The sequence below is a fragment of the Arthrobacter sp. FW306-2-2C-D06B genome (assembly GCF_021789175.1).
GTDB lineage: Bacteria > Actinomycetota > Actinomycetes > Actinomycetales > Micrococcaceae > Arthrobacter.
In genome coordinates this window covers 329,249-352,101 of the sequence record NZ_CP084560.1, presented here as the reverse complement: position 1 = coordinate 352,101, position 22,853 = coordinate 329,249, and the positions used below count along the sequence as shown (strand labels likewise).

Here is a 22,853-nt window from a genome sequence, read left to right as displayed (position 1 = left end):
AAGTGCGCCTCGCTACACGTAGGAGACCCAAGCCCATATGCAAGACCTGGCGACTGAAACACCCGAAGTGCAGCTCTGGAACCGACGTTTCGAACCCCACATCGCCGAGGTCACGGGGCTTTGCGATTCCCTCAAGGAACAGAAGCCGGGCAGCGAAGTCCTCTACGTCGACCCCGTCCACAGCGTTGACGAGTGCCGCATCATCAGCCTTTTCTCCAACACCCGCACCACGGAGGGCTCTGGCTTCATCGTCCCGGGTGACGCGGACGCCGCTACCCGAATGGTGGGCATGCAGTGGCAGTTGGGCCTGCGTCCGGAACTCATGATGCCGTGGAACGTTTACCCGTGGATCGAGCCCGACGGCGAGCCGGGCAAGCTGACTCCCGCGAACATCACCGAAGGCCTCAAGCCGCTCCTGCGTCTTCTGGCGATCGTGCCGCGCACCTCCGTGCTGGTAGCCCACGGCAACGAAGCCCATCGTTTGGCAGACCAGCTCATGAAGGCCGCACCGCAGAGCATCCACCGCCGTGGCTTCAAGACATTCAAGGTCCGCTCGCTCGGTGGACGCTCCTTCGCCGGCTCCCCCACGCGCCAGCAGGAGTACCTGGACCTCATCCATGGCGCCTACGCCGAGGCCATGGCGCGGACCGGCCTCACCCCGGTCTCCTAGGACTCACCAAGCCCAACTGACTCGCATTTGTTGTCGTTCTGACGCCTCATAACGACAACAAATGCGAGCCAGTTGGGTGGGAAAGCGCGACGGCGGCCGCCCACCTTCCGGTGATCGGCCGCCGTCGGCGTTTAACTAAGTTGTCCTAGCCTTCGATCGCTGCCTTCGCGGCGGGATCGGAGTCGTTCAGGAACTTCTCGATCCGCTCCGGTTCCTCGGCTTCGCCGATGGCAGCGGATGCCCGGCCGAGGGAGTACAGAGCGCGCAGGAATCCCCTGTTCGGCTCGTGCTCCCACGGGATGGGCCCGACGCCGCGCCAACCGTTGCGGCGCAGCGAATCCAGTCCGCGGTGGTAACCCACGCGGGAATACGCGTAGGAATCGATGGTCCGGCCGTCAGCCCAAGCTTCCTCGGCCAGGATCGCCCACAGCAACGAAGACGTGGGGTACTTGGCCACGAGGTCCAGTGCGTCCTGCCCCAGGGCAAGGTGCTGGTAGATCTCGGTCTCGGCAGGGAGGAGCGTCGGCTCCGGGCCCATCAGGTTCTTGCGGAATTCGTCGGACATTAGAAGGTCTTGCCTACCGAACCGAGCTGCTTTGCGGCTTCCACGATGCGGGCGGCCATGCCGGCTTCGGCGGAGGCACCCCAGACGCGGGGGTCATACGTCTTCTTGTTGCCCATCTCTCCGTCGACCTTCAGGACGCCGTCGTAGTTGGAGAACATGTGTCCGGCAACCGGGCGGGTGAACGCGTACTGGGTGTCGGTGTCGATGTTCATCTTGATGACACCGTAGGAAACGGCATCCGCGATTTCCTGCTCGGTGGAGCCGGAGCCGCCGTGGAAGACGAGGTCGAACGGGTTGGTCTTGCCGATCTTGGCACCGACCTCGGCCTGGATCTGCTTGAGCAGTTCGGGGCGGAGCTTGACGTTGCCCGGCTTGTACACGCCGTGGACGTTGCCGAAGGTCAGGGCAGTCAGGTAGCGGCCGTTCTCGCCGGCGCCGAGTGCCTCGATGGTCGCGAGGGCGTCCTCGGTGGTGGTGTACAGCTTCTCGTTGATCTCGTTCTCGACGCCGTCTTCCTCGCCGCCGACCGTGCCGATTTCAACCTCGAGGATGATCTTGGCCGCAGCTGCGCGTCCCAGGAGTTCGCGGCCGATCCGCAGGTTCTCGGACAGGGTCTCGTGCGAGCCGTCCCACATGTGCGAGTTGAAGATCGGGTCCTTGCCGGCCTTGACGGCTTCCTCGGAAGCAGCCAGCAGCGGGAGGACGAAATCAGCCAGCTTGTCCTGCGGGCAGTGGTCCGTGTGCAGGGCGATGTTCACGTTGTAGTTCTTGGCGACCTCGCGGGCGAAAGCCGCGAAGCCCAGGGAGCCGGCAACCATGTCCTTGACGGAGGCGCCGGACCAGTAAGCCGCACCACCGGTGGAGACCTGGATGATGCCGTCCGATTCGGCCTCGGCAAAGCCGCGGATGGCGGCGTTCAGGGTCTGCGACGAGGTGACGTTCACTGCCGGGAACGCGTATCCACCGGCCTTCGCGCGGTCGATCATCTCGGAGTAAATCTCTGGGGTTGCGATGGGCATGCTGACTCCTATGCTGATTTTCGTCTGTGGGTTTTGTTGACCCTGGAGTAGACCTATACGGCTAGGAACCATCCTAGCGACTGAAGAATCCGGCACCGTGTTTCCGGTCACGGAGGCGGGTAACACTTGCGGATCTTTTGCCCCAGGGGTCCTGCGGGGGTCCTGCTAAAGGTCCGCTCAGGAGACCCGCTGGCCGAAGTTGTGCCGGCGGATCCACGCGTGCATGGCGATGGCGGCGGCCGACGCCGCATTCATGGAGCGCGTGGAACCGTACTGTTCGATCGACAAGGTGGCGATGGCGGCGTCGTGCACCTCGGGTGTCAGGCCGGGGCCTTCCTGCCCGAACACGAGCACGCAATTGCGCGGAAGGTCGTAGGTTTCCAGCGGCACGGAATCGGGGAAGATGTCGATGCCGATGATGGCGAGGCCTTCCCCCTGCGCCCACTCCACGAAATCCTCCACGGTGGGGTGGTGGCGGACGTGCTGGTAGCGGTCGGTGACCATGGCCCCGCGACGGTTCCACCGGCGTCGTCCGATGATGTGGACCTCCTTGGCGAGGAAGGCATTGGCGGTGCGAACCACAGTGCCAATGTTGAGGTCGTGCTGCCAGTTCTCAATGGCAATGTGGAAATCGTGCCTATGGGCGTCCAGGTCAGCGACAATCGCTTCGTGCTTCCAGTAGCGGTACTTGTTCACGACGTTGCGGCGGTCGCCGTCCGCCAAGAGGTCCGGGTCCCACTGATCGCCCTCCGGCCAGTCGCCTTCCCAGGGCCCGACGCCGACCTCCGGTTTCGCTTCGGGCTCCCCCTCGGTAGGGGAGACGAACGACGGGACAGCAGCGGAGTCGGTAGGGGCAGGGTTCTGGGGCCGGTCAGTCACTCTTCAACCCTAGCCCGGGCGGTGCCGACTGCGGCGCCGAACCCCAGTGCCGTAACGCAGGACACCCGGGTGTCTCGGAGACCGAAAGATGAAAGACTTGGGACGAGAAACAGCCAATATGCGGAGGAAAAGCATGGAGAACGCAACTGAAGCCCCGAAAAGCTCAGCCATTTACCGCAACGGCCACGAAATCGAATGCTGGCTCACCGATATGGACGGCGTCCTGGTCCACGAAAACCAAGCGGTTCCCGGAGCTGCTGAACTGATCCAGCGCTGGGTGGACACGTCCAAACGATTCCTCGTCCTCACCAACAACTCCATCTTCACGCCGCGGGACTTGGCAGCCCGGCTGAGCTCCTCCGGCCTGGAAATCCCGGAAGAGAACATCTGGACCTCGGCCCTTGCCACGGCACAGTTCCTCAAGGACCAGGTGCAGGGCTCCGAGTCCGGGAACCGCGCCTACACCATCGGTGAGGCAGGGCTCACGACGGCGCTGCACGAGGCCGGCTTCATCCTCACCGACCAGAACCCGGACTTCGTGGTGCTCGGCGAGACCCGTACCTACTCCTTCGAAGCGATCACCATGGCCATCCGGCTGATCCTCGCAGGGGCGCGGTTCATCGCCACCAATCCGGATGCCACCGGCCCCTCGAAGGATGGTCCGATGCCCGCCACCGGCGCCATCGCCGCGCTCATCTCCAAGGCGACAGGCCGCGAGCCATACATCGTGGGCAAGCCGAACCCTATGATGTTCCGTTCCGCGATGAACCAGATCGACGCCCACTCCGAGACCACGGCAATGATCGGTGACCGCATGGACACCGACATCATCGCGGGCATGGAAGCCGGGCTGCACACCGTCCTGGTGCTCAGCGGCATCACCCAGCGCGAGGACATCGCGGCCTTCCCGTTCCGGCCGAACCAGGTCCTGAACTCTGTAGCGGACCTCAAAAGCCAAATCTAAGAGGAAGGGCTGATGCCATGGCTGTGCTGAACCTCCGGTCCCTGGCCGGTGGCCGCATCCTGAGGGGCAGCCAGCCATTTGGCATGGACACCGCGGCGACCGCCGCCTTCCTGGAACGCCATGGCATCCAGGCGGTTGTGGATCTCCGAAGCGAATACGAACGCGCCATTGTGCCTTGGCAACTGGCCAATGGCGCGGTGGAGCTCGTGGAGAACCCCCTCGATCCGCGTACCGCTTCCGACGGCCTTCAATCGATCCATACTGCCGAAGACCTTGGCGAGCTCTACCTTGGCTGGGTTCGCGCGCGCCCGGATTGGGTGGCCGAATCGCTGCGTCCCGCGGCCCAAGGCAAGCGGACCCTCATCCACTGCTCGCTCGGAAAGGACCGCACCGGCGTCGTATCCGCTCTGGCGCTCCTCGCGACGGGCGCTGACCACGCGGCTGTCGTGGCGGACTACGCCGCAAGCACCGCCGCGCTCCCCACGATGCTGGAAACCATGGCAGCAGCCTGGCGGCTGGCTGTGCCCGAGGTTCCGGAGGAGGCATTCAGTCCCTCACTCATGCTGCTGCAATCCCCCGACGCTGCGATGGAGTACTTCCTCGACCGTTTCGGGCACGAGTTCGGCAGCGCCGCGGATTACTTGCGCGACGCAGGTCTCAGTGGATCCGAGCTGGACCGACTGCGGCTCAGCTAGGGCGTACGGAGCCCGGATCAGTAGAACACCACCCGCGAGCCTGCCCGGGGCAGCGGGAAGAGCTCGTTCTCCAGGTCCTCGATGATCGGATTGTAGGTAAAGGGATTCCACTGGGGGCTCGCATGGGCGGGGCGCGCGCCGTCGGTCCTGCGGCCCGTGGATGCGATGTTGAGGGGGAAGGCCTTGGCCCACGCAGCCCTGGCCGTTCCGTAGTTCACCGTGTCATCGTTCGGGTTTCCGATGAAGGCCATGCGGGTATCTCCGAGCCCGTCGACAAACCTTGTGCCGTCAAAGTGGTAGATGTAGTCCGATTCGCTCTGGATCAGTACGCTCGACGGCGCGATCGGCGAGAGCTGCTCCAGGGTCTGGTTCCAGATCTGCCCCCACGTGCGTTCGTTCTTGTTCACCACGCGCTCGCCCAGCTCATAGCCGCCGCGGAGGACCGACGGGACCTGGAAGCCGCTCTCGTACAAGAACACCACGCCGTCGAACCAGCTTTGGTCGAGGATGTCGTACTTGCTGAACGGCGAAGAATCCAACAAGATCAGCTTGACGGCGACGTTCCGTTCACGCAGGCGCGCGGCCACTTCAGTGGCCAACATCCCGCCGAAACTGTGGCCATAGAAATAGAGGGTGTTCAGCTTCCGCTCGTTGACGTAGGCGAGCACGGCGTCCACCACCTCGGCGACCTCCAAACCCAGATTGGAGTATCCGACGGCGGCCATCTGGCCGCGCTGCCGGAGCGAACCACGGAGCGAATTGAGGATCCACTGGGCCTCTTCCCAAGAGGTCTTGTAACCAGGGAAGAGAATCCAACTCGAGTTGGGGTAGTACGACTCCGCGAAATCATCCCCCACCGGGAGGATCTTGGTGGTGCGACGTTCTGCCTGGACCTGGCGGGTGAACAGCATGTCCGCCGCGAGGGCCGTGGACGCACCCGCTCCGATCAGGAAGGAACGGCGGGAAAAACTCTTCAGCTCGGCGGCTTGGCGGAGAACCCGGGCAACGGAGCCCGGGTCCTGCCAGCGCTGCTGCCTCCGAGGGAATTCCCCCGCCCGATAGTTCACGCAGCAAGCTTAGGCGCTTCGGCCGACGGGCACACGGTCCCCTCAAACCCGCCCAGGCGTGGGAAGGTTAGTCGAGTCCCAGCTCGTCTTTGCCGAAGGCGAAGAGGTACGGCACGCCGGTTTCGGCCTCGATCTTTTCCTTGGCGCCAGTACTGCGGTCCACGATGACGGCCACGGCCACCACGTTGCCGCCGGCTTTGCGGACGCCTTCGACGGCGGTCAGCGCCGAGCCGCCGGTGGTGGAGGTGTCCTCGAGAACCACGACGTTGCGGCCTTCCACCGAGGGGCCTTCCACTTGGCGGCCCATGCCGTAGGACTTCTGCGCCTTGCGCACCACGAAGGCATCAACGGCACGGCCGGCGTCGGCGGCGGCATGCATCACGGCGGTTCCGACTGGGTCCGCGCCCATGGTCAGGCCACCGGCGCACTCAACGGCGATTCCGGCGTCGTCGATCATGGAGAGCATGACCTGGCCAACCAGCTTCGAAGCCTCGTGGTGGAGGGTGATGCGCCGCAGGTCGATATAGTAGTCCGCCTCGGCACCGCTGGAAAGGATCACCTTGCCGCGGACGACCGCCAGTTCTTTGATCAATTCAAGGAGGCGGGCACGGGCAGCGGCAGTGGCGGTGGCAGCATCAGAGGCGACAGTCATGGTGCCCATTCTACGTAAAGCCGTTGGAGGCAAGAGAATGGCCGGCGTCATGGAAAGTTCACGGTGCGCGCACGTCACTCGCCGTAACCTTTGAAATATCTGCCAGGGGGACGGTGTTCCCGCACGTATGACAACAATCGGAATCATCGGTGCAGGACACATTGGCAGCCAAGTCGCTCGCAAAGCAGTTGAGCTTGGCTATGACGTAGTGATCAGCAACTCGCGGGGCCCGGAAACGCTGGCGGAACTGGTGGCGGAGCTTGGCACACATTCCCGGGCCGCAACACCGGCCGAGGCAGCGGCGGCAGGCGATTTCGCCGTCGTGACCGTTCCCCTGAGGAGCTACCAGGACATTCCCGTGGAGCCGCTCGCCGGCAAGATTGTGATCGACACGAACAACTATTACTGGGAGCGGGACGGCCGCATCCCCGAGCTGGACAAGGGCGAGGCCACCACGTCGGGCCTGTTGCAGAAACACCTCCCCACGTCCAAGGTGGCCAAGGGTTTCAACCACATCATGGCGAGGGAGATCGGCACCGACGGCACCCCGGCGGGAACAGAAAACCGCCGCGCACTGGCCACCGCCAGCGACTACCCCGAGGCCGCCGAACTCGTGGCGAACCTCTACGACGAGTTCGGCTTCGACACTGTCAACATCGGACCGCTCGATGAGAGCTGGCGCGTGGAGCGTGACCGCCCGGCCTACGTGGTTCGGCAGAACGCCGCCGAGCTCAAGGACAACCTGGCGAAGGCAACGCGCACCATCTGAGGATCTCCAAACAACACAGCAGCCGCTTGCCTCGGAAGGCAAGCGGCTGCTGTGTTCAAGCGTCGAAGAGAGCCGACCCGTCAGGATGCCGGAGCTGAAGCGGCGACGTCGTACCCTGCCAACGCGGCTGCCTTGCGGACGAACGCCAGGTTCGACGCGGTCCGTTCCTCCAGCGGAAGCTCGGTGGAAAAGTCCTCCAGCGTGACCCAGGAGTCGTAGCCGACATCTGCGAGCGCGCGGAAGTAGGCGAGGACGCTTGCTTGGCCTTCGGCCAAGGGAGCCCATTCGTTGACCCACACGGCCGCACCCGCTTCGTCTTTCGAGTCGGTGCGGACCCAGCGGGCGTTCTTCACATGGACATGCGCCAAATAGGGGCCCAAGAGCTGGAGGGCGGGCAACGGTGATTCCCAGCCCTCGATCAATAGATTGCCGAGGTCATGGATAACGCCGACATGCTGCGGATCCAGCCCTTCCAGCAATCGACGGGCCGACGAGGCCGACGCAGTCACTGTTCCATGGTGCAGTTCCACGAGGGCTTTCACGCCATGGTGTGCGGCGCGGGAAGCAACCCACTCGTAGTGTTCCCGGGTGGCGGCAAAGAGTTCCGGGTAGGGCAGGCCGGTGGGTTCCGGGCCGCCCATATTCGAGTTGCCCAGCGGCAGCACGTTCACGCGGACCTGCTTGGCACCCAAGGCTGCGGTCGCGGCGAGGACACGATCGACGTCGTCGTGGTTGTCGCAGCGTGCGTAGCCGCCGAGGCCGGAGAATTCCAGCCCTGCGTCAGCGGTGAGGCGGGCAATCTCCGGAATCGAATCCTCCAGGCCCGTCATGGGCCAGGTGGCACGGTTCCCGGCCCAGAAGCCTGGTTCTGCTGCCTCTGTCTGGTCCGTGACGCGCCATTCGATGCCGTCCCACCCCTGGGCGGCAAGCTTGGTGGCGGCTTCCTGCGGCGACCATTCGGGTGTGGATGCGGTGAAGACGGAGAACTTCACGCCGATACCCCCTGCCGGTGGGCAGCGCCGGCGCTGCCGGTGCGGACCTCCACATTGTTGTACTTGCCGGCTATCACGTCAGCGATCAGCACGGGCTGGCCCAGGGTGGCCGAGACATACAAGGCCCGCACAGTGGCAAGGGCGGTCACGGCGTCCCGGACGGTAACGCCCGCGGGGCGGCCTTCCCGGATCGCCGCGATGATGTCGCGATACTGCCGGACATGTCCGGCCGGGTACACCGTGGGATCCAGTGCTTCGACGGTGTCGTCCGGGTATTTTGCGAGCTCGACGGCGGCTTGGTTCCCGCCGCCGAGAATGCCCATGGCACTGCTTTCCGAAGGATCGGCGGCGTCGGCCGCGTGGAAGTACGCGAGGTCGTCGTTGTCGATCACTGCGGAACCCTTGCTGCCCATTACCTGGAGGCGGACGGTCAAGCCGGGGTACGCCGCCGTCGTCGCGTGCAACACGGCAAGGGCACCGGACTCGAAGGTAACGGTAGCCACGGCGGTGTCCTCCACCTCAACGCCTTCGTGGGCGAGAAGCGCCGTTTTGGCGCTGATCTCAAGGGGTCGGCCGAGGAACCACAAAAGCAGGTCAACGGTGTGTACGCCCTGGTTCATGATGGCGCCGCCGCCATCCATGGCCCAGGTTCCACGCCACGCGCCCGAATCGTAGTAGCCCTGGCTTCGCCACCAGCTGACGGAGGCGACGGCGGAGGTAAGCGTGCCGAAGCGTCCGGCGCGACGGGCCTCGTCCACCACCCGGCTGGCGGGATCGAAGCGGTGCTGGCTGATCACCGTGGCCACCAGGCCCTTGGCCTCGGCAGCCTCGGCCGCAGCCAGGATCTCGTCCGCCTGGCTCAAGTCAACGTCAAGGGGCTTTTCGATCACGACGTGCTTGCCGGCGTCGAGCGCTTCCAGCGCCAGTTGGATGTGGAGCCCGCTCGGCGTCGAGATGATGACCAGGTCAACCGGTGCGGCGGCGAGCGCCTCGGCCAGCGTCAGGAAGACTGCCGGCTTCGGGTCGCCCTGGGCTTCGACCTTGGCGGCAAGCGCCTCCGAAGCCTCGGGAACCACATCCACCAGCGCCGTGATGACGATCTCCGGGAACTCGCGGACCGCCGCTGAGTGGGTGCGTCCGATGACTCCGCACCCTACGATTGCGGCCCGGATCTCCGCGGGAGCGCCTGGAGCATTTGGGACTTCACTCACTTCGTCTCCACTCCTGCTTCATGGAGGACTTTCGCGAATGCCCTCGCTGCAATCCCGAACGCCGTCGGGCCGGAGAAGCCGCCCAGTCCATGGGCGCCTGCCAAGTGTGGCTCGAGGCTGGCGAAGCCTGTGTACCCGTCGGCCTTCAGGGCCTCAACCGTGCGGAGGACATCGCCGTCGCCCTCACCCGCCGGGACCACGGTGGCGTTCGAGAACAAGGCATCCTTCACCTGCAGGTATTCAAGGTGCGGGCGGAGCTTGGCGTAGCCGTCGTCAAAAGGCTTGACGCCCACCTGGACGAAGTTGGCCGCGTCCCAAGCAACTTTGAGTGCGGGAGAGGCCACGGTTTCGATGATGTCCAGGACCCGTTCGGGGATGTCACCATAGATGTCCTTCTCGTTTTCGTGCAAAAGGACGACGCCGGACTCTTCCGCCACGTCCGCGAGCGCACGCATGCGTTCGATGACCGCATCCCGGATGCTCTCTACCGCTACGTCCTCACCGTAGTAAAAGGAGAAGATTCGGATGTAGCGCGATCCCAGGACCTGCGCGGCGTTGACTGCCCGGCGAAGCCGTTCCACCTCATGCTCCATGGGAAGGGAAACGTCCACTTTCCCGATCGGCGAGGCGATCGCGGAAACCTTCATGTCCGCGGCATCCAGCAAGGACTTCAGTTCACGGAGCTGCGCATCATCCAGATCCACGATGTTGGTGCCCCAGGCGCTGCGGACCTCAATGTGGTTGGCTCCCAATGCCTGCATCACGGCAATCTGGATCTTGGGGTCGTCGTCGATCTCGTCGCCGAAGCCCGAGAGCTCCCATTCAACAGCTGGCGTGCTCATAGTTACTTGACTCCTCCGGCGGTCAGGCCGCCCACTAGGTAACGCTGGAAAATCAGGTACAGGATGACCACCGGGGCGGCGCACACAAGGGAAGCCGCCATCATTTGGCCGTAGTAGGGAATCGCGCCGCCTTCTTGCGATGCGCCGAAAACCTGGAGCGCGACGGCGGCCGTCTGGCTTTCTGGCCGCGTCATGACAGAGGCGAACAGGACGTCGTTCCAGCCGAGCAGGAAGGCGAAAATACCGGAAACGACGACGCCGGGCCAGCTCAGCGGGAGGATGATCCGCACCAGCACGCCCAGGTTGCTGGCGCCGTCGATCCTTGCCGCCTCTTCGAGTTCGCGCGGCAGGCCGCGCAGATAGGTGACCATCACCCAGGTGGAGAACGGCATCGCGAACGTCAGATAGGTGATGAACAAGCCCCACTGCGTGCCGATGACCTGGATGCCCAGGTAGGTGGCGGACGAAGAGAACAGCACGAAGACCGGAAGCACCATGAGGGTGCCCGGAACCGACTGGAGTCCGAGGAGCCCGCGAAGGATCGTCAAACGGCCGCGGAACTGGTAGCGCACCAGGACATAGGCGGTGGCGATCGACATCAGCGCGGAGACCACCGCGGTGGAACCTGCCACGAGCACGCTGTTCGCCAAGCCCGTGGCCAGTCCAACGCTCGTCCAGATCGTGGAGTAGTTCTCAAAGGAGAAGCTGGACGGGAAGAACTCGCCCCTGGCCACCCCGATGTCCGAGTTCACGGACGCGAGGAAGATGTACGCCACCGGAATCAGCACCAGGGCACACAACAGTGTCAGGATGACGGCGAGCATGGGCCCTGGCAAGAGTTTGGTGACTTCGTGCTGGCGTTTGGAGCCCGGGCGGAAGTCTTCGCTCGATTGGCGTCCGACGGCGGTAGTTGCGGTGCTCACTTTTTGCCTCCGGGAGTTTCGGCGTCGTCGAGTTTGACGGCCCGCAGATAGACGAACAAGGGGATCGCGATCAGGATCAGCGAAATGAAGGCCATGGCTGCGCTGAGCCCGAACCTGAAGCTCTGGAAGCTCGTGACGTAGGTGAGGATCGGGAGCAGCTCCACATCGGACGGAGCAGGTACCCCGAACAGGACGAATGGCAAGGTGAAGTTGTTGATGTGGTGCAGCATGCCGATCAGGAACGCCAAGGAGAGCGGGCCCTTCAGGTACGGGAAGACCACGTAGCGGAGTTTGTTCCACCACAGCGCACCGTCAAGGGCCGATGCCTCGTGGACCTCATGGTCCACGGACTGGAGCCCGGACAATGCCAGCAGGTAGACGAACGGCCACGACGCCCAGATCTGGACCAGGATCAAGGTCCAATAAGACTGGGGACCGTTGAGCCACAGTCCGGGGTCGATGCCTACCGAATGCAGCGCCGAATCGATCACGCTGCCCGGCTGGAACATCGTCCGCCACACGGTGGCCACCACGAAGGAGGGAAGGACGTAGGGGACCAGGAAGATGGAACGGATCACGGCCCGGCCCTTGAACGCGTTCTGGGTCGCGACGGCGCCGGCGATGCCGAGCGGGATAGTGACCACCATGGCGAGCAAGGAGTAGCTGACGCTGAGCCAGATGGCGTGCAGCAAAGGCGATGCGGTCAGCGCTTCGACGAAGTTCTGGACTCCGATGAACGGAGCGCTGACCCACTGGCGCAGCGAATACTGGTCCAGGTCCAGCCCCGACATGAAGATGCCGAGGAGGAGCGGCACCACGATGATGATCACCATCAGCAGGCCGCCTGGAATCAGCATCCACAACGGGCGGTTACGTTCGCTCAGCCCCTTGCGGCGCAGGGGCGCGTTGTCCGGCGACTGCGGGTCCGGCTTTGCGGCGCGTGACGATTTGCGGCGCGCGGACTTCCCCGCAGTCAATGAATCGGTGGACATGTCAGTTCCTACTTACTTCGATGCCCGGTCAAGTGAGGCCTGGCCCTTGGATTGTGCGTCCTTGAGGCGCGCCTGGAGGCTGGAGTCGTCCACGGAACCCTTGGAGAGATCGGGGATCGACTGGACCACTACGTTGAGGAGAGCGAGCTGGATGTCGCCCCAAGCTCCGGTGAACGGCGTGGCCTTGGACTTCGCCGCGGTGTCGGCAACCGGTTGGAGGACAGGGTTGTTCAAAGCCTTCAGGGCTTCGGCGTTGGCCGGCAGGTCTCCGAAGATCTTCTGGTAGTTCAACTGCTCGTCCTTGGACGTGATCAGGTTGACGTAAGCGAAGGCAAGGTCCTTCTGCTTCGAGTAGTCGGCAACAACCACGTTGTCACCGGACAGGATGCTGGCCGCATTCGCGGCATCGCCCTGCGGAGACGACTGGCCCGGGGCCGTCGTCGGCATGGCCGTGTAGGCGTACTTTCCCGCGACAGCCGACTTGTCGAGAGTCGGGAGGGAACTCGATGTCGTCATCATGAGGTATCCAGCCTTGCCCGAGGCAAAGGCGGCAACGGCATTGCTGTTGCTCCACCCGATGGAAGCCGGATCGACTACCTTGTCCTTGGTAAGCCAGCCGAAGTAGGTTTCATAGGCTTTCTTGACGGCCGGGTCGTCAAGCTTGAGCGTTTTGCCGTCCACGAGCGGGTTTCCTGCCTGGACTGACATGGCCCAGATGAACTTCCAGGGGTCAAAGCTGTCCTTGTAGCCCGTGGCGAGGCCGAAGGTGCCCGTGGACGGATCGGTCATCTTCTTGGCCTGTGTTGCAAGCTCGTCCCAGCTGGTGGCGGGCTTGTCGATCCCGGCCGCTTTCAGGATGTCCTTGTTGTAGGCCATCACGAACGGCCGGCTGACAAAGGGAATGCCCGCTTGGTGCTGGGCGTCCGGGCCGGAAATTCCAAGGGCAGCCTGGTTGAACTTGTCTTTCCCGCCTACTTTTTTCCAGTCGTCGTCGGACAACGTCACGAACGCCTTGGTTGCATACGCGGTGGGCGTGAAGGTGGTACCGAGGCTGTAGACGTCGGGTCCCTGTCCGGAGACGACGGACGTCTGGATGCGGGTCAGTTCATCGTTGGCCGAAGCGAAGGTTTCGAATTGGATGTCGGCACCGGTCTGCGCCTTGAACTTGGCCGCAATGTCGGTGAACCATTGCTTCTGCTGGGCGGGATAGGCGGCGCTGGAGTTGACCAGGACGCTCAACTTCTTGCCCTTTCCGTCAACGGGTCCGGTGCTCCCCCCGGAGCTGGTGCTGCCGCCTCCGCAGGCGGTCAAAGCTAGGGCTGCTGTTAGGGCAACAGCGGCAAATTTGGCGGACGATGCAAACTTCATTGTTTTCCTCCCTGGAGCCCGATGGCCTCATTGGCGTGGTGCGCGTCACATCGGGTGATTGCTCCGAGTCTAGGCACGGGAAACAGCGATGACAAGCGATTGCCAAAAATTGTCATCAGTGCTGCAATTGTGGGACAAGTCACTCATTGTTGAGAGGCTGCGGCAGATGAGGAACACCTAGACGATGGCAGAACTCCAGCTCCAGTCACCGGGCAAGCAGCCCACAATCCGCGACGTCGCGGAACTCGCGGGAGTGGCAACGTCAACCGTCTCGAGGGCCCTGAGCAATCCCGGGAGGGTGAACCGTGTGACGCGCGAGCGGATCGAAGAAGCGGCCGCGCAATTGAACTACATTCCAAGTTCCCAGGCCCGGGGGCTCAGCTCCGGACGCACCCAGACCGTTGCCGTCCTGGTTCCGGACATCACCAATCCGTTCTACTTCGACATCATCCGCGGGGCGCAGCACCAGTTGAAGGCCGCTGGCTACACGCAACTGCTCGTAGACACCGAAGAGTCAGCGGAGATGGAGGCAGACGCACTGCAGAAAATGCGCCGCTCGGCAGACGGTTTCATCCTTGCAGCATCCCGCCTGACGGACGCACAACTGGCCGAGGCGGCGGCACAACAGCCCTTGGTCACCATCAACCGGGCTCCGGCAATTGCACCCACCGTGGTGATCGATACGCCGTCGGCCATCATCCAGGCGCTCGAACATCTCGTCTCGCTGGGGCACACAAGGATTTGCTTCGTCGGAGGCCCGGCCACCTCCTGGTCCAATGCCAAACGGTGGCAAGCGTTCCAGGACGAAACCACCGAACGGAAACTGACCACATTCAGCGTGGGACCGTTCGCGCCCAAGACCACATCCGGCGCGGCCGCAGCGGACGCGGCGGTGCACACGGGGGCCACCGCGTGCATCGTCTTCAATGACCTGCTGGCCATCGGGATGCTGCAGCGCCTGCGCGAACGCGGCATCCGGGTGCCCGACGACATGAGCATCGTCGGTTGCGACGATATCTTCGGGGCCGATTTCTGCAACCCTCCGCTGACCACCATGGCGTCGCCCATTGAACAAGCCGGGCGCGTGGCCGTCTCCATGCTCCTGTCCCGGCTGAATCCCCAATACGGCGGCACCAGCCGGCGCTTGGCCGTCATGCCCACGCACCTCACAGTCCGGGCATCGACGGGGCTCGCTCCGGTGCGCTGAATGGGCCGCGGGCGCGCCCATTCAGAACCAGCCCGGGCCGCCCAACTAGCTCGCATTTGTTGTCGTTTTGGAGCCTCATAACGACAACAACTGCGAGTCAGTTGGGCGGGGACAGACGTTCCGGGCCACAACACGGGAAGTGACACAGTTGAGTGTTTCAAGTGCTGGTTACTAGTGTTGGGGACATGCGCACACTCCAGGCCACGATCATTGCGGAAATGGGCGTCCAGCCCCGGATCGACCCTGCCGGGGAGGTCCGTAAACGCGTCACGTTCCTGAAGGAATACCTCAAGGCCACGCATACGAAGGGCTTTGTCCTGGGTATTTCCGGCGGACTCGACTCTTCCCTCGCCGGTCGACTTGCCCAGCTGGCGGTCGAAGAGCTTGAGGCCGAGGGCGTCGAGGCGAATTTCGTGGCCGTCAGGCTCCCCTATGGCACCCAACACGATGAGGACGACGCCCAAGCCGCGCTCGACTTTATCCAGGCCAAGACGGAATGGACTTTCAACATTTCCCGGGCAGTCGACGGTTTCGAGGATGAGTTCGAAAAGACCACGGGGGCGCGCATCTCGGATTTCCACAAGGGCAACACGAAGGCCCGGGCCCGCATGACCGCCCAGTACGCCCTGGCCGGCGAGCACAACTACCTGGTGATCGGCACCGACCACGGGGCCGAATCCGTCACCGGGTTCTTCACCAAATTCGGCGACGGCGGCGCGGACATCCTGCCGCTCTTCGGCCTCAACAAACGGCAGAACCGCGCACTCCTCGCCGAGCTGGGCGCCCCGTCCCGCATTTGGGACAAGGTCCCCACGGCCGACCTCCTGGACGGCAAGCCCGGCCGCACCGACGAGGACGAGCTCGGCATCAAGTACGACCAGATCGACGACTACCTCGAAGGCCGGGAAGTCTCGGACGAGGTGGCAGAGACCATCGAACAGAAGTACCTGCGCACCCGGCACAAGCGCACTGTTCCTGTCACGATTTTCGACACATGGTGGAAGTAACAGTCCCCTAAACAGGGCGCCACCGTCACGCTGAGCGACTTTTGCAGCGCACGACGGCGGTCTGCCGCGCCGTGGCGGGGGCGTCGCCGTCGTGATCCCGCAAAAGTGTGCCCGGCGTGACGCGACGCAGCCCCCACCGCCTCTTCCAAACCCTTGGATGTCCTAGTATATTGCAGTGAGGCGGATCACACGGCCAGCTGGTTCCAGGTCCGCGCTGACCCATTCACGCAGGGCGAAAGGCAGACAATGACAGTCACCGACGACTTCCGTGCAGCCCGCGACCGGCTCCTCGAGCTGCGCACCGACTACTCCCGCGCACACAACGAGTTCCAGTGGCCCCGCTTCAGCGAGTTCAACTTCGCCCTCGACTGGTTCGACCAGATCGCGGCAGATCCCGCCAAGGCCAACAATCCTGCGCTGGTCATCGTCGAGCAGGACGGCAGCTCCACCCGTCGCAGCTTCGCCGATCTTTCCGCACGATCCTCGCAGCTTGCCAACTGGCTCCGTGCCAAGGGCGTCCGCCGTGGCGACCGCATGATCATCATGCTCGGCAACCAAGTTGAACTGTGGGAACTCATGCTCGCCGGGATCAAACTCGGCGTGGTCCTGATCCCCACCACCACGCTCATGGGTCCTCGCGACATCACGGATCGCGTGGAGCGCGGCGGTGCCCGCTGGGCCGCCGTCGGGAGCGCCAACATAGCCAAGTTCGCCGAGGTGCCGGGCGGTTACACCCTCATTGAAGTGGGCGACGGCGGCCCGGCTGGCCACCAGACCCCAGATGCCCTTCAGTACGCCGAGTCGGATTCCGCGGAGACCGTGTTCGTGCCGGATGCCCCCACCGCCGCCGATGAGACCATGCTCCTCTACTTCACTTCGGGCACCACGTCGCGCGCCAAACTGGTGGAGCACACCCACACCTCGTACCCGGTGGGGCACCTCTCCACGATGTATTGGATCGGGCTGGAACCCGGAGACGTCCACCTCAACGTGGCTTCCCCCGGCTGGGCAAAGCACGCATGGTCCAACGTTTTCACGCCGTGGATCGCCGAGGCCTGCGTCTTCGTCTACAACTACGATCGTTTCGATGCCAAGGCCCTCATGGACCAGATGGGCCGCGAAGGCGTCACGAGTTTCTGCGCCCCGCCCACCGTCTGGCGCATGCTCATCCAGGCGGACCTGACCCTGCTCAAAACGCCGCCCACGAAGGTTGTTTCGGCGGGCGAGCCGCTCAACGCCGAGGTGATCGGCCAAGTGGAAAGGGCCTGGGGCCAGACCATCCGCGACGGTTTCGGCCAGACCGAGTCAACCGTCCAGGTCGCCAACACCCCGGGGCAGCCGGTCAAGACCGGCTCGATGGGACGCCCGCTGCCCGGCTACGACGTGGTGCTTGTTGACCCAACCACGGGCGAAGAGGCCGACGACGGCGAGCTGTGCTTACGCTTGGACCCTCGCCCTGTAGGGCTCATGAAGTCCTACTTCGGCGACCCGGAGAAGACGGCCGAGGCTTTCCGTGACGGTTACTACCACACGGGCGACATGGCCAGCCGGGACGGGAACGGCGTTATCACCTACGTGGGCCGCGGCGACGACGTCTTCAAGTCCTCCGACTACCGACTGTCCCCTTTCGAACTCGAGAGCGTCCTGATCGAACACCCCGCAGTGGCGGAAGCCGCCGTCGTGCCTTCTCCGGATCCGGTCAAGCTCTCGGTGCCCAAAGCCTTCGTGGTGCTCGCCGCCGGCTACGAGCCCGGTCCAGCCGTGGCCGAAGACATCCTCAGATACTGCCGGCAGCACCTGGCACCGTTCAAGCGCATCCGTCGGCTCGAATTCGGCGAATTGCCCAAGACGATTTCCGGCAAGATCCGCCGTGTCGAACTTCGAGGCACGGAGGTGGCCCGTCACGGCGATGGTCCGCTGGCTGCCGGCCTGGGTGTCGAGTACACCGAGGACGAGTTCCCGAGTCTGAAAGAATAGGCAGCCAATCAATGTCAGGAGGAACCGTGGGCAGCCCGCTCCCCCGCGACCCCATCGCCGACGCCCAGCGAAACTGGGAACGCCACGGCTGGGGCGAAGTCGCCGCACCCATGGCGGCCATCACCGCGATCATGCGCACGCAGCAGATCCTGTTGGCGCGGATCGAGGGCGTGTTGAAGCCGTACGGACTGACCTTCGCGCGCTACGAACTCCTGGCCCTGCTGAGTTTCGCCCGCAGCGGCGCGTTGCCCATGAACAAAGCCAGTGCGCTTCTCCAGGTGCATCCGACGTCGGTGACGAACGCCGTCGACCGCCTCGAAAAGGCAGCCCTCGTAGTCCGCTCCCCGCACCCCACCGACGGGCGCACCACGCTGATCGAGCTCACCGCGGAGGGCCGCACCCTCGCGAAGCGCGCGACGACGGCACTCAACAACGAGGTGTTCGGCCAGTCCGGCTTCGGGGACGAAGACGTCGAGCACCTGATCCGCGTACTGGGAGACTTCCGCAAGGCCGCGGGCGACTTTACGGACTGATCCCCAGCCATCCGTTGCTGAGTAAGTGCCGTTTTGAGCCCTCAAAACGGCCCTGGGCCCACGCCGGCAGGGTTCCCTGGCCGAGCTTGCGAGGTTAGGGTGCCGGTGGGGAGCAATCGATGGGTCAGCGGTGCTTGAACTCCGGCTGGCGCTTCTCGGTGAACGCTGCCATGCCTTCCTTTTGGTCCTCGGTGGCGAACAATGAGTGGAAGATCCGGCGCTCAAACAAAACGCCCTGGGACAGGCCGGTTTCGAAGGCTGCGTTGACGGCTTCCTTGGCCACCATGGCAACCGGTTTGGACCTCGACGCGATCACTTCGGCGGCCTTCAAAGCCTCCTCCACCACGGAGTCGGCCGGCACGACTCGGGAAACGAGTCCCGCCCGCTCGGCTTCCTCGGCGTCCATGAATCGCCCAGTGAGGACCATGTCCATCGCTTTGGCCTTGCCCACGGCGCGGGTCAGCCGTTGCGAGCCGCCCATGCCCGGAATGACACCGAGGTTGATTTCCGGTTGGCCGAACTTGGCGTTGTCCCCGGCAACGATGAAATCGCACATCATGGCAAGTTCGCAGCCTCCACCCAGGGCAAAGCCGGACACCGCGGCAATCACGGGTATGCGCAGCCGCGTGAGGTTTTCCCAGGCGCGGAACCAGTCGGCGGCGTACATTTCCATGTATCCCTTGGATGCCATCTCCTTGATGTCGGCGCCGGCCGCGAAGGCCTTCTCCGATCCGGTGATCACCACGGCGCCCACCGCGGGATTCGCATCCATGTCCGACACGGCGGCCACGATCTCATTCATGGTGGCCTGGTTCAACGCGTTGAGCGCCTTGGGCCGGTTCAGGGTCACCAAGCCCACCCGTCCACGGAGTTCCACCAGGATGTTTTCGTACTGCTGCGCCAAGCCGTGCCCCTTTTGTCGTAACTGACCTACCCGCCAAGGCTACTTGGCAGACTTGTCCCGGATGTCCGTGATGATGCCGGAGAAGTCGCGCCCGGCCCCGCCTTCGGCAGCGAAGGCGTCGTAAATCTGCGATGCCAAGTGCCCCATTTGCCCATCGACTCCGGTGCTCTCCAGCGCGTTGACCGCGAGCCGGAGGTCCTTCGCCATGAGCGCTCCGGCGAATCCGGGCTGGTAGTCGCGGTTGGCCGGGCTCGTGGGGACCGGTCCGGGAACCGGGCAGTTGGTGGTCAGCGCCCAGCACTGCCCCGAGGCGTTGGAGGCAACGTCGAACAACGCCTGGTGCGTCAGTCCCAGCTTCTCACCCAGGACGAATGCCTCGCTGACGGCAATCATGGACACTCCCAGGATCATGTTGTTGCAGACCTTGGCGGCTTGCCCGGCTCCGTGGTCGCCGCAGTGCACGATCCTCCGGCCCATGAGTTCCAGGATCGGCTTCACTGTTTCGAAGTCCTCGGGCAGGGCCCCCACCATGAAGGTCAGGGTTCCGGCTTCGGCACCCACTACGCCTCCGGAAACGGGCGCGTCCACGGAGCGGTGGCCGGCTTCCAAGGCAATGGCCGCGGCCTCGCGGGCCTCGTCGACGTTGATGGTGGAGCAGTCCAGGAACAGTGTGTTCGGCGCAGCCACCGAGAGCAGGCCCGGCGCTCCGTCCACTCCCCGGTAGGCGTCAAGGACATGCTTGCCGCTGGGCAGCATGGTCAGGACAACGGAGGCGCCGGCAACGGCCTCCGGAGCGGAATCCATCGTAGCGATGCCGTGTTCGCGGGCTGCCTCAAGCGCTGCCGGCACGGGATCGTACGCGACCACTTGATGCCCTGCTTTGACAAGGTTCACAGCCATAGGACCGCCCATGTGGCCAAGGCCGAGGAAAGCGATGGTGCCGGAAACTGCGTCAGACATGGTCGGACTCCTTTGAATGAAGTTTGAGTTCACGGTCGCCTAGCGATGCGAAGAAGCCCTCGACGGCGGCCGGCGACACCTCCGCCAGGGAAGCTGGCTTCCATTGCGGGTTGCGGTCCTTGTCCACTACTTGCGCTCGGATCCCCTCGCGAAAATCCGGCCCGGACAGGCACCGCACGCCAACACGGTATTCCTGCTCCAACGCCTCCTCGAGCGAGAGCCCCCTGACGCGCCGCAGCGATTCCAGGGTGACTTTCACGGCTGTAGGCGACTTCGCCTCGATCGTGACCGCGGCTGCAGCGGCGTCCCCGCCGGCGCCGCGCAGCCTGGCGACGATTTCCTCGGCGTCGTCGGAAGCATAGGCGTCATCGATCCACTCCCGCTGGCCGGACAGTGCCGAGGCCGGCGGTTCCTGCGCGAAGCGCTCGACGGCGGCCTCCGCCGTCGAGCTTTCCAGCGCTTCCGCGAGCGCGGGCAGGCTTTCGGACGGCACGAAGTGGTCCGCGAGCCCCAGGAACAGGGCGTCAGCCCCGCTTAGGTGGGCGCCCGTGAGGGCTGCGTGGGTACCAGACTCGCCCGGTGAGCGGGACAGCAGAAGGGTCCCGCCGACGTCGGGCACAAAACCAATGGTGGTTTCCGGCATGCCGGTGCGGGTCCGCTCGGTGACCACGCGGACGGAACCGTGGGCTGAGATCCCGACCCCGCCACCGAGGACGAGCCCGTCCATGAAGGCCACGTAAGGCTTCGGGTACCGGGCAATGAGCGAGTTCAAGCGGTATTCCGCAGCCCAGAAGTCCGCGGTCCGGTCCCCGCGGCGCAGGATGTCGTCGTAGATCGCCACGATGTCCCCACCGGCGCAGAGTCCCCGGTCCCCGGAGCCGTGCACCAAGACCGTCTTGACGGCGTCGTCGTCCGCCCAGGCAGTGAGTTGCTCCAGCATCGCGTGCACCATCCCGGCGGTGAGCGCGTTGACGGCCTTGGGTCGGTTCAGCGTGATGACGCCCAGGTGGCCGCGCTTCTCGAACAGGACCTCGGCCATTAGCTGCCGGCCGGCATCACGAAGCTGGCGCCCTGGCGGATGCCCGAGGGCCAGCGCGTGGTGACCGTCTTGGTCTTGGTGTAGAAGCGGAAGGCATCCGCGCCGTGCTGGTTGAGGTCGCCGAAGCCCGAGGCCTTCCAGCCGCCGAAGGTGTAGTAGGCGATCGGAACCGGAATGGGAACGTTGATGCCCACCATGCCCACTTCGACGCGGCTCGCGAAGTCGCGGGCGGCGTCGCCGTCGCGGGTGAAGATCGCGACGCCGTTGCCGAACTCGTGCTCGGAGCAGAGCCGCAGCGCTTCTTCGTAGTCGGCTGCGCGGAGGATGCTCAGGACCGGGCCGAAGATCTCCTCCTTGTAGATGGACATGTCCTTCGTGACGTTGTCGAAGAGGGTCGGGCCAACCCAGAAGCCTCCGGCGTAGCCGTCCACCTTCAGGTCGCGTCCATCGGTGACGAGCGTGGCGCCTTGGTCCACGCCCGCTTGGATGTACCCCTCGATACGATGTTTCGCCGAGGCGGCCACTACAGGTCCGAAGTCCGAATCCGCGGCCAGGCTGGGACCCACCTTCAGGCCCTTGATGCGGTCCTGCAGCTTGGAGACGAGCTGGTCCGCTGTCTCCTGGCCAACAGGCACAGCCACCGAGATCGCCATGCAACGCTCCCCGGCGGAGCCGAACCCGGCACCGATGAGGGCATCCGCGGCCATGTCGAGATCGGCGTCGGGCATGATCACCATGTGGTTCTTGGCGCCGCCAAAGCACTGGGCGCGCTTCCCGTGGGCCGCGGCCGTCGCGTAAATGTACTGTGCAATCGGCGTGCTTCCGACGAAACCGATGGCCTTCACCCGCGGATCCTCAAGGAGGGTATCCACTGCTTCCTTGTCGCCGTTGATGACGTTGAAGACGCCGTCCGGCAATCCCGCTTCGGTGAAAAGTTCTGCCAGGCGCAGCGGCACGGACGGGTCGCGCTCCGAAGGCTTGAGGATGAAGGCATTGCCCGCAGCCAGGGCGGGGCCGGACTTCCAGAGTGGAATCATGGCCGGGAAGTTGAAGGGCGTAATGCCCGCGACCACCCCAAGGGGCTGGCGCAGTGAGTGGACGTCGATTCCCGTGCCGGCGTTGTCCGAGAATTCACCCTTGAGCAAGTGCGGGGCACCGGCGGCGAACTCCACCACCTCGATGCCACGCTGGATGTCGCCTTTGGCATCCGGGAAGGTCTTGCCGTGCTCGGAGGAAAGGAGCGTAGCCAGTTCGTCCATGTGTTCGTTGACCAGGTCCACGAACTTCAGCAGGATCCGGCCGCGGCGCTGCGGGTTCATGGCGCCCCATTCGAGCTGGCCTTTCTCCGCGCTCGCAATGGCGTTCCTGACCTCGTCAGCACTGGCCAGGGGAAGCCGTGCCTGAACCTCGCCGGTGCAGGGATTGTAGACGTCGCTGAATCGTGGAGAGGTCCCGTCGACTCTTTGGCCGTCAATGTAGTGGGAAAGTTCGCGCACCATGGAATGCTCCTTTGCATAGGGGAATGCCCGCCATCGGCCTCGAAGGCACATGTCCAACTGCGCTCCGGGACGTCTTTGATCCCGAATATACTCGGACTTCCTACTAATTTCTAGAGCAC

General features: G+C 64.3%; 23 protein-coding genes. 8 read left to right on the top strand and 15 right to left on the bottom strand.

Going from position 1 to position 22,853, the window contains the following annotated elements:
* Nucleotides 1–37 precede the first annotated feature (37 nt).
* Complete coding sequence (locus LFT47_RS01735) at nt 38–670, top strand: uracil-DNA glycosylase (protein ID WP_236814516.1); 633 nt, start codon at nt 38–40, stop codon at nt 668–670.
* Between the two features lie 145 nt (nt 671–815).
* Here LFT47_RS01735 and LFT47_RS01730 read toward each other — a convergent pair whose 3' ends face one another.
* From LFT47_RS01730 to LFT47_RS01720, 3 genes are all read right to left on the bottom strand, one after another.
* Nucleotides 816–1,235, bottom strand: a complete 420-nt coding sequence (locus LFT47_RS01730; protein ID WP_236814515.1) for a DUF3151 domain-containing protein — start codon at nt 1,233–1,235, stop codon at nt 816–818.
* A complete protein-coding gene (fbaA, locus tag LFT47_RS01725) occupies nt 1,235–2,254 on the bottom strand; it encodes a class II fructose-bisphosphate aldolase (protein WP_236814513.1) in 1,020 nt (339 codons plus the stop codon). Before fbaA ends, LFT47_RS01730 begins: the two co-directional genes overlap by 1 nt.
* 177 nt (nt 2,255–2,431) lie before the next feature.
* Nucleotides 2,432–3,133: a TrmH family RNA methyltransferase gene (locus LFT47_RS01720; RefSeq protein ID WP_236814511.1), complete on the bottom strand. Its 702-nt coding sequence runs from the start codon at nt 3,131–3,133 to the stop codon at nt 2,432–2,434.
* 133 nt (nt 3,134–3,266) lie between these two features.
* Here LFT47_RS01720 and LFT47_RS01715 point away from each other — a divergent pair, with 133 nt between their 5' ends.
* Nucleotides 3,267–4,097: an HAD-IIA family hydrolase gene (locus LFT47_RS01715; RefSeq protein ID WP_236814509.1), complete on the top strand. Its 831-nt coding sequence runs from the start codon at nt 3,267–3,269 to the stop codon at nt 4,095–4,097.
* A gap of 17 nt (nt 4,098–4,114) precedes the next feature.
* Nucleotides 4,115–4,792 carry a tyrosine-protein phosphatase gene (locus tag LFT47_RS01710; protein ID WP_236814507.1) on the top strand — a complete coding sequence of 226 codons (678 nt, stop codon included), beginning with the start codon at nt 4,115–4,117 and terminating at the stop codon, nt 4,790–4,792.
* A 17-nt stretch (nt 4,793–4,809) separates the two neighbouring features.
* On the opposite strand, the gene LFT47_RS01705 is transcribed toward LFT47_RS01710, so the two are convergent.
* Nucleotides 4,810–5,859: a thioesterase domain-containing protein gene (locus tag LFT47_RS01705; RefSeq protein WP_236814505.1), complete on the bottom strand. Its 1,050-nt coding sequence runs from the start codon at nt 5,857–5,859 to the stop codon at nt 4,810–4,812.
* Nucleotides 5,860–5,926: 67 nt separating this feature from the next.
* Entirely contained in the window at nt 5,927–6,511 is a 585-nt protein-coding gene (gene pyrE, locus LFT47_RS01700; RefSeq protein WP_236814503.1) for an orotate phosphoribosyltransferase, read from the bottom strand.
* A 127-nt stretch (nt 6,512–6,638) separates the two neighbouring features.
* On the opposite strand from pyrE, the gene LFT47_RS01695 reads away from it, so the two are divergent.
* Nucleotides 6,639–7,280, top strand: a complete 642-nt coding sequence (locus LFT47_RS01695; protein WP_236814501.1) for an NADPH-dependent F420 reductase — start codon at nt 6,639–6,641, stop codon at nt 7,278–7,280.
* Between the two features lie 80 nt (nt 7,281–7,360).
* Here LFT47_RS01695 and LFT47_RS01690 read toward each other — a convergent pair whose 3' ends face one another.
* The 6 genes from LFT47_RS01690 to LFT47_RS01665 all read right to left on the bottom strand — a co-directional run bounded on the left by LFT47_RS01690 (nt 7,361) and on the right by LFT47_RS01665 (nt 13,608).
* Complete coding sequence (locus LFT47_RS01690; protein WP_236814499.1) at nt 7,361–8,272, bottom strand: sugar phosphate isomerase/epimerase family protein; 912 nt, start codon at nt 8,270–8,272, stop codon at nt 7,361–7,363.
* Nucleotides 8,269–9,483: a Gfo/Idh/MocA family protein gene (locus tag LFT47_RS01685; protein ID WP_236814497.1), complete on the bottom strand. Its 1,215-nt coding sequence runs from the start codon at nt 9,481–9,483 to the stop codon at nt 8,269–8,271. The genes LFT47_RS01690 and LFT47_RS01685 overlap by 4 nt, the downstream gene beginning before the upstream one ends.
* A complete protein-coding gene (locus tag LFT47_RS01680) occupies nt 9,480–10,325 on the bottom strand; it encodes a sugar phosphate isomerase/epimerase family protein (RefSeq protein ID WP_236814495.1) in 846 nt (281 codons plus the stop codon). Before LFT47_RS01680 ends, LFT47_RS01685 begins: the two co-directional genes overlap by 4 nt.
* Before the next feature lie 2 nt (nt 10,326–10,327).
* Nucleotides 10,328–11,149: a carbohydrate ABC transporter permease gene (locus LFT47_RS01675; RefSeq protein ID WP_442863455.1), complete on the bottom strand. Its 822-nt coding sequence runs from the start codon at nt 11,147–11,149 to the stop codon at nt 10,328–10,330.
* Nucleotides 11,150–11,244: 95 nt separating this feature from the next.
* Complete coding sequence (locus tag LFT47_RS01670) at nt 11,245–12,240, bottom strand: carbohydrate ABC transporter permease (protein WP_236814491.1); 996 nt, start codon at nt 12,238–12,240, stop codon at nt 11,245–11,247.
* Between the two features lie 12 nt (nt 12,241–12,252).
* Nucleotides 12,253–13,608: an ABC transporter substrate-binding protein gene (locus LFT47_RS01665; protein ID WP_236814489.1), complete on the bottom strand. Its 1,356-nt coding sequence runs from the start codon at nt 13,606–13,608 to the stop codon at nt 12,253–12,255.
* A gap of 184 nt (nt 13,609–13,792) precedes the next feature.
* On the opposite strand from LFT47_RS01665, the gene LFT47_RS01660 reads away from it, so the two are divergent.
* The 4 genes from LFT47_RS01660 to LFT47_RS01645 all read left to right on the top strand — a co-directional run bounded on the left by LFT47_RS01660 (nt 13,793) and on the right by LFT47_RS01645 (nt 18,332).
* Nucleotides 13,793–14,815: a LacI family DNA-binding transcriptional regulator gene (locus LFT47_RS01660; protein ID WP_236814487.1), complete on the top strand. Its 1,023-nt coding sequence runs from the start codon at nt 13,793–13,795 to the stop codon at nt 14,813–14,815.
* A 185-nt stretch (nt 14,816–15,000) separates the two neighbouring features.
* Nucleotides 15,001–15,822 (top strand): ammonia-dependent NAD(+) synthetase, encoded by an 822-nt coding sequence (gene nadE, locus LFT47_RS01655; protein ID WP_236814486.1) that lies wholly within the window; start codon nt 15,001–15,003, stop codon nt 15,820–15,822.
* 246 nt (nt 15,823–16,068) lie between these two features.
* Complete coding sequence (locus LFT47_RS01650; RefSeq protein WP_236814484.1) at nt 16,069–17,799, top strand: AMP-binding protein; 1,731 nt, start codon at nt 16,069–16,071, stop codon at nt 17,797–17,799.
* Between the two features lie 26 nt (nt 17,800–17,825).
* Nucleotides 17,826–18,332, top strand: coding sequence for a MarR family winged helix-turn-helix transcriptional regulator (locus LFT47_RS01645; RefSeq protein WP_236818259.1), 507 nt, complete (start codon nt 17,826–17,828; stop codon nt 18,330–18,332).
* A gap of 124 nt (nt 18,333–18,456) precedes the next feature.
* Here the strand turns inward: LFT47_RS01645 and LFT47_RS01640 are convergent, their stop codons facing one another.
* The 4 genes from LFT47_RS01640 to LFT47_RS01625 are packed head-to-tail and all read right to left on the bottom strand — an operon-like array spanning nt 18,457 to nt 22,734.
* On the bottom strand, nt 18,457–19,236 hold the full coding sequence (locus LFT47_RS01640; protein WP_236814482.1) for an enoyl-CoA hydratase: 780 nt from the start codon (nt 19,234–19,236) through the stop codon (nt 18,457–18,459).
* A gap of 39 nt (nt 19,237–19,275) precedes the next feature.
* Complete coding sequence (gene mmsB, locus LFT47_RS01635) at nt 19,276–20,196, bottom strand: 3-hydroxyisobutyrate dehydrogenase (protein ID WP_236814480.1); 921 nt, start codon at nt 20,194–20,196, stop codon at nt 19,276–19,278.
* Complete coding sequence (locus LFT47_RS01630) at nt 20,189–21,235, bottom strand: enoyl-CoA hydratase/isomerase family protein (protein ID WP_236814478.1); 1,047 nt, start codon at nt 21,233–21,235, stop codon at nt 20,189–20,191. Before LFT47_RS01630 ends, mmsB begins: the two co-directional genes overlap by 8 nt.
* On the bottom strand, nt 21,235–22,734 hold the full coding sequence (locus LFT47_RS01625; RefSeq protein ID WP_236814477.1) for a CoA-acylating methylmalonate-semialdehyde dehydrogenase: 1,500 nt from the start codon (nt 22,732–22,734) through the stop codon (nt 21,235–21,237). The genes LFT47_RS01630 and LFT47_RS01625 overlap by 1 nt, the downstream gene beginning before the upstream one ends.
* Nucleotides 22,735–22,853: the final 119 nt, after the last annotated feature.

Excerpts from the sequence above, each read along its gene's own strand:
- LFT47_RS01735 (WP_236814516.1), top strand. The coding sequence starts at position 38 with ATGCAAGACCTGGCGACTGAAACACCCGAAGTGCAGCTCTGGAACCGA.
- LFT47_RS01730 (WP_236814515.1), bottom strand. The coding sequence starts at position 1,235 with ATGTCCGACGAATTCCGCAAGAACCTGATGGGCCCGGAGCCGACGCTC.
- fbaA (WP_236814513.1), bottom strand. The coding sequence starts at position 2,254 with ATGCCCATCGCAACCCCAGAGATTTACTCCGAGATGATCGACCGCGCG.
- LFT47_RS01715 (WP_236814509.1), top strand. The coding sequence starts at position 3,267 with ATGGAGAACGCAACTGAAGCCCCGAAAAGCTCAGCCATTTACCGCAAC.
- LFT47_RS01710 (WP_236814507.1), top strand. The coding sequence starts at position 4,115 with ATGGCTGTGCTGAACCTCCGGTCCCTGGCCGGTGGCCGCATCCTGAGG.
- pyrE (WP_236814503.1), bottom strand. The coding sequence starts at position 6,511 with ATGACTGTCGCCTCTGATGCTGCCACCGCCACTGCCGCTGCCCGTGCC.
- LFT47_RS01695 (WP_236814501.1), top strand. The coding sequence starts at position 6,639 with ATGACAACAATCGGAATCATCGGTGCAGGACACATTGGCAGCCAAGTC.
- LFT47_RS01680 (WP_236814495.1), bottom strand. The coding sequence starts at position 10,325 with ATGAGCACGCCAGCTGTTGAATGGGAGCTCTCGGGCTTCGGCGACGAG.
- LFT47_RS01675 (WP_442863455.1), bottom strand. The coding sequence starts at position 11,149 with ATGCTCGCCGTCATCCTGACACTGTTGTGTGCCCTGGTGCTGATTCCG.
- LFT47_RS01670 (WP_236814491.1), bottom strand. The coding sequence starts at position 12,240 with ATGTCCACCGATTCATTGACTGCGGGGAAGTCCGCGCGCCGCAAATCG.
- LFT47_RS01665 (WP_236814489.1), bottom strand. The coding sequence starts at position 13,608 with ATGAAGTTTGCATCGTCCGCCAAATTTGCCGCTGTTGCCCTAACAGCA.
- LFT47_RS01660 (WP_236814487.1), top strand. The coding sequence starts at position 13,793 with ATGGCAGAACTCCAGCTCCAGTCACCGGGCAAGCAGCCCACAATCCGC.
- nadE (WP_236814486.1), top strand. The coding sequence starts at position 15,001 with ATGCGCACACTCCAGGCCACGATCATTGCGGAAATGGGCGTCCAGCCC.
- LFT47_RS01650 (WP_236814484.1), top strand. The coding sequence starts at position 16,069 with ATGACAGTCACCGACGACTTCCGTGCAGCCCGCGACCGGCTCCTCGAG.
- mmsB (WP_236814480.1), bottom strand. The coding sequence starts at position 20,196 with ATGTCTGACGCAGTTTCCGGCACCATCGCTTTCCTCGGCCTTGGCCAC.
- LFT47_RS01630 (WP_236814478.1), bottom strand. The coding sequence starts at position 21,235 with ATGGCCGAGGTCCTGTTCGAGAAGCGCGGCCACCTGGGCGTCATCACG.
- LFT47_RS01625 (WP_236814477.1), bottom strand. The coding sequence starts at position 22,734 with ATGGTGCGCGAACTTTCCCACTACATTGACGGCCAAAGAGTCGACGGG.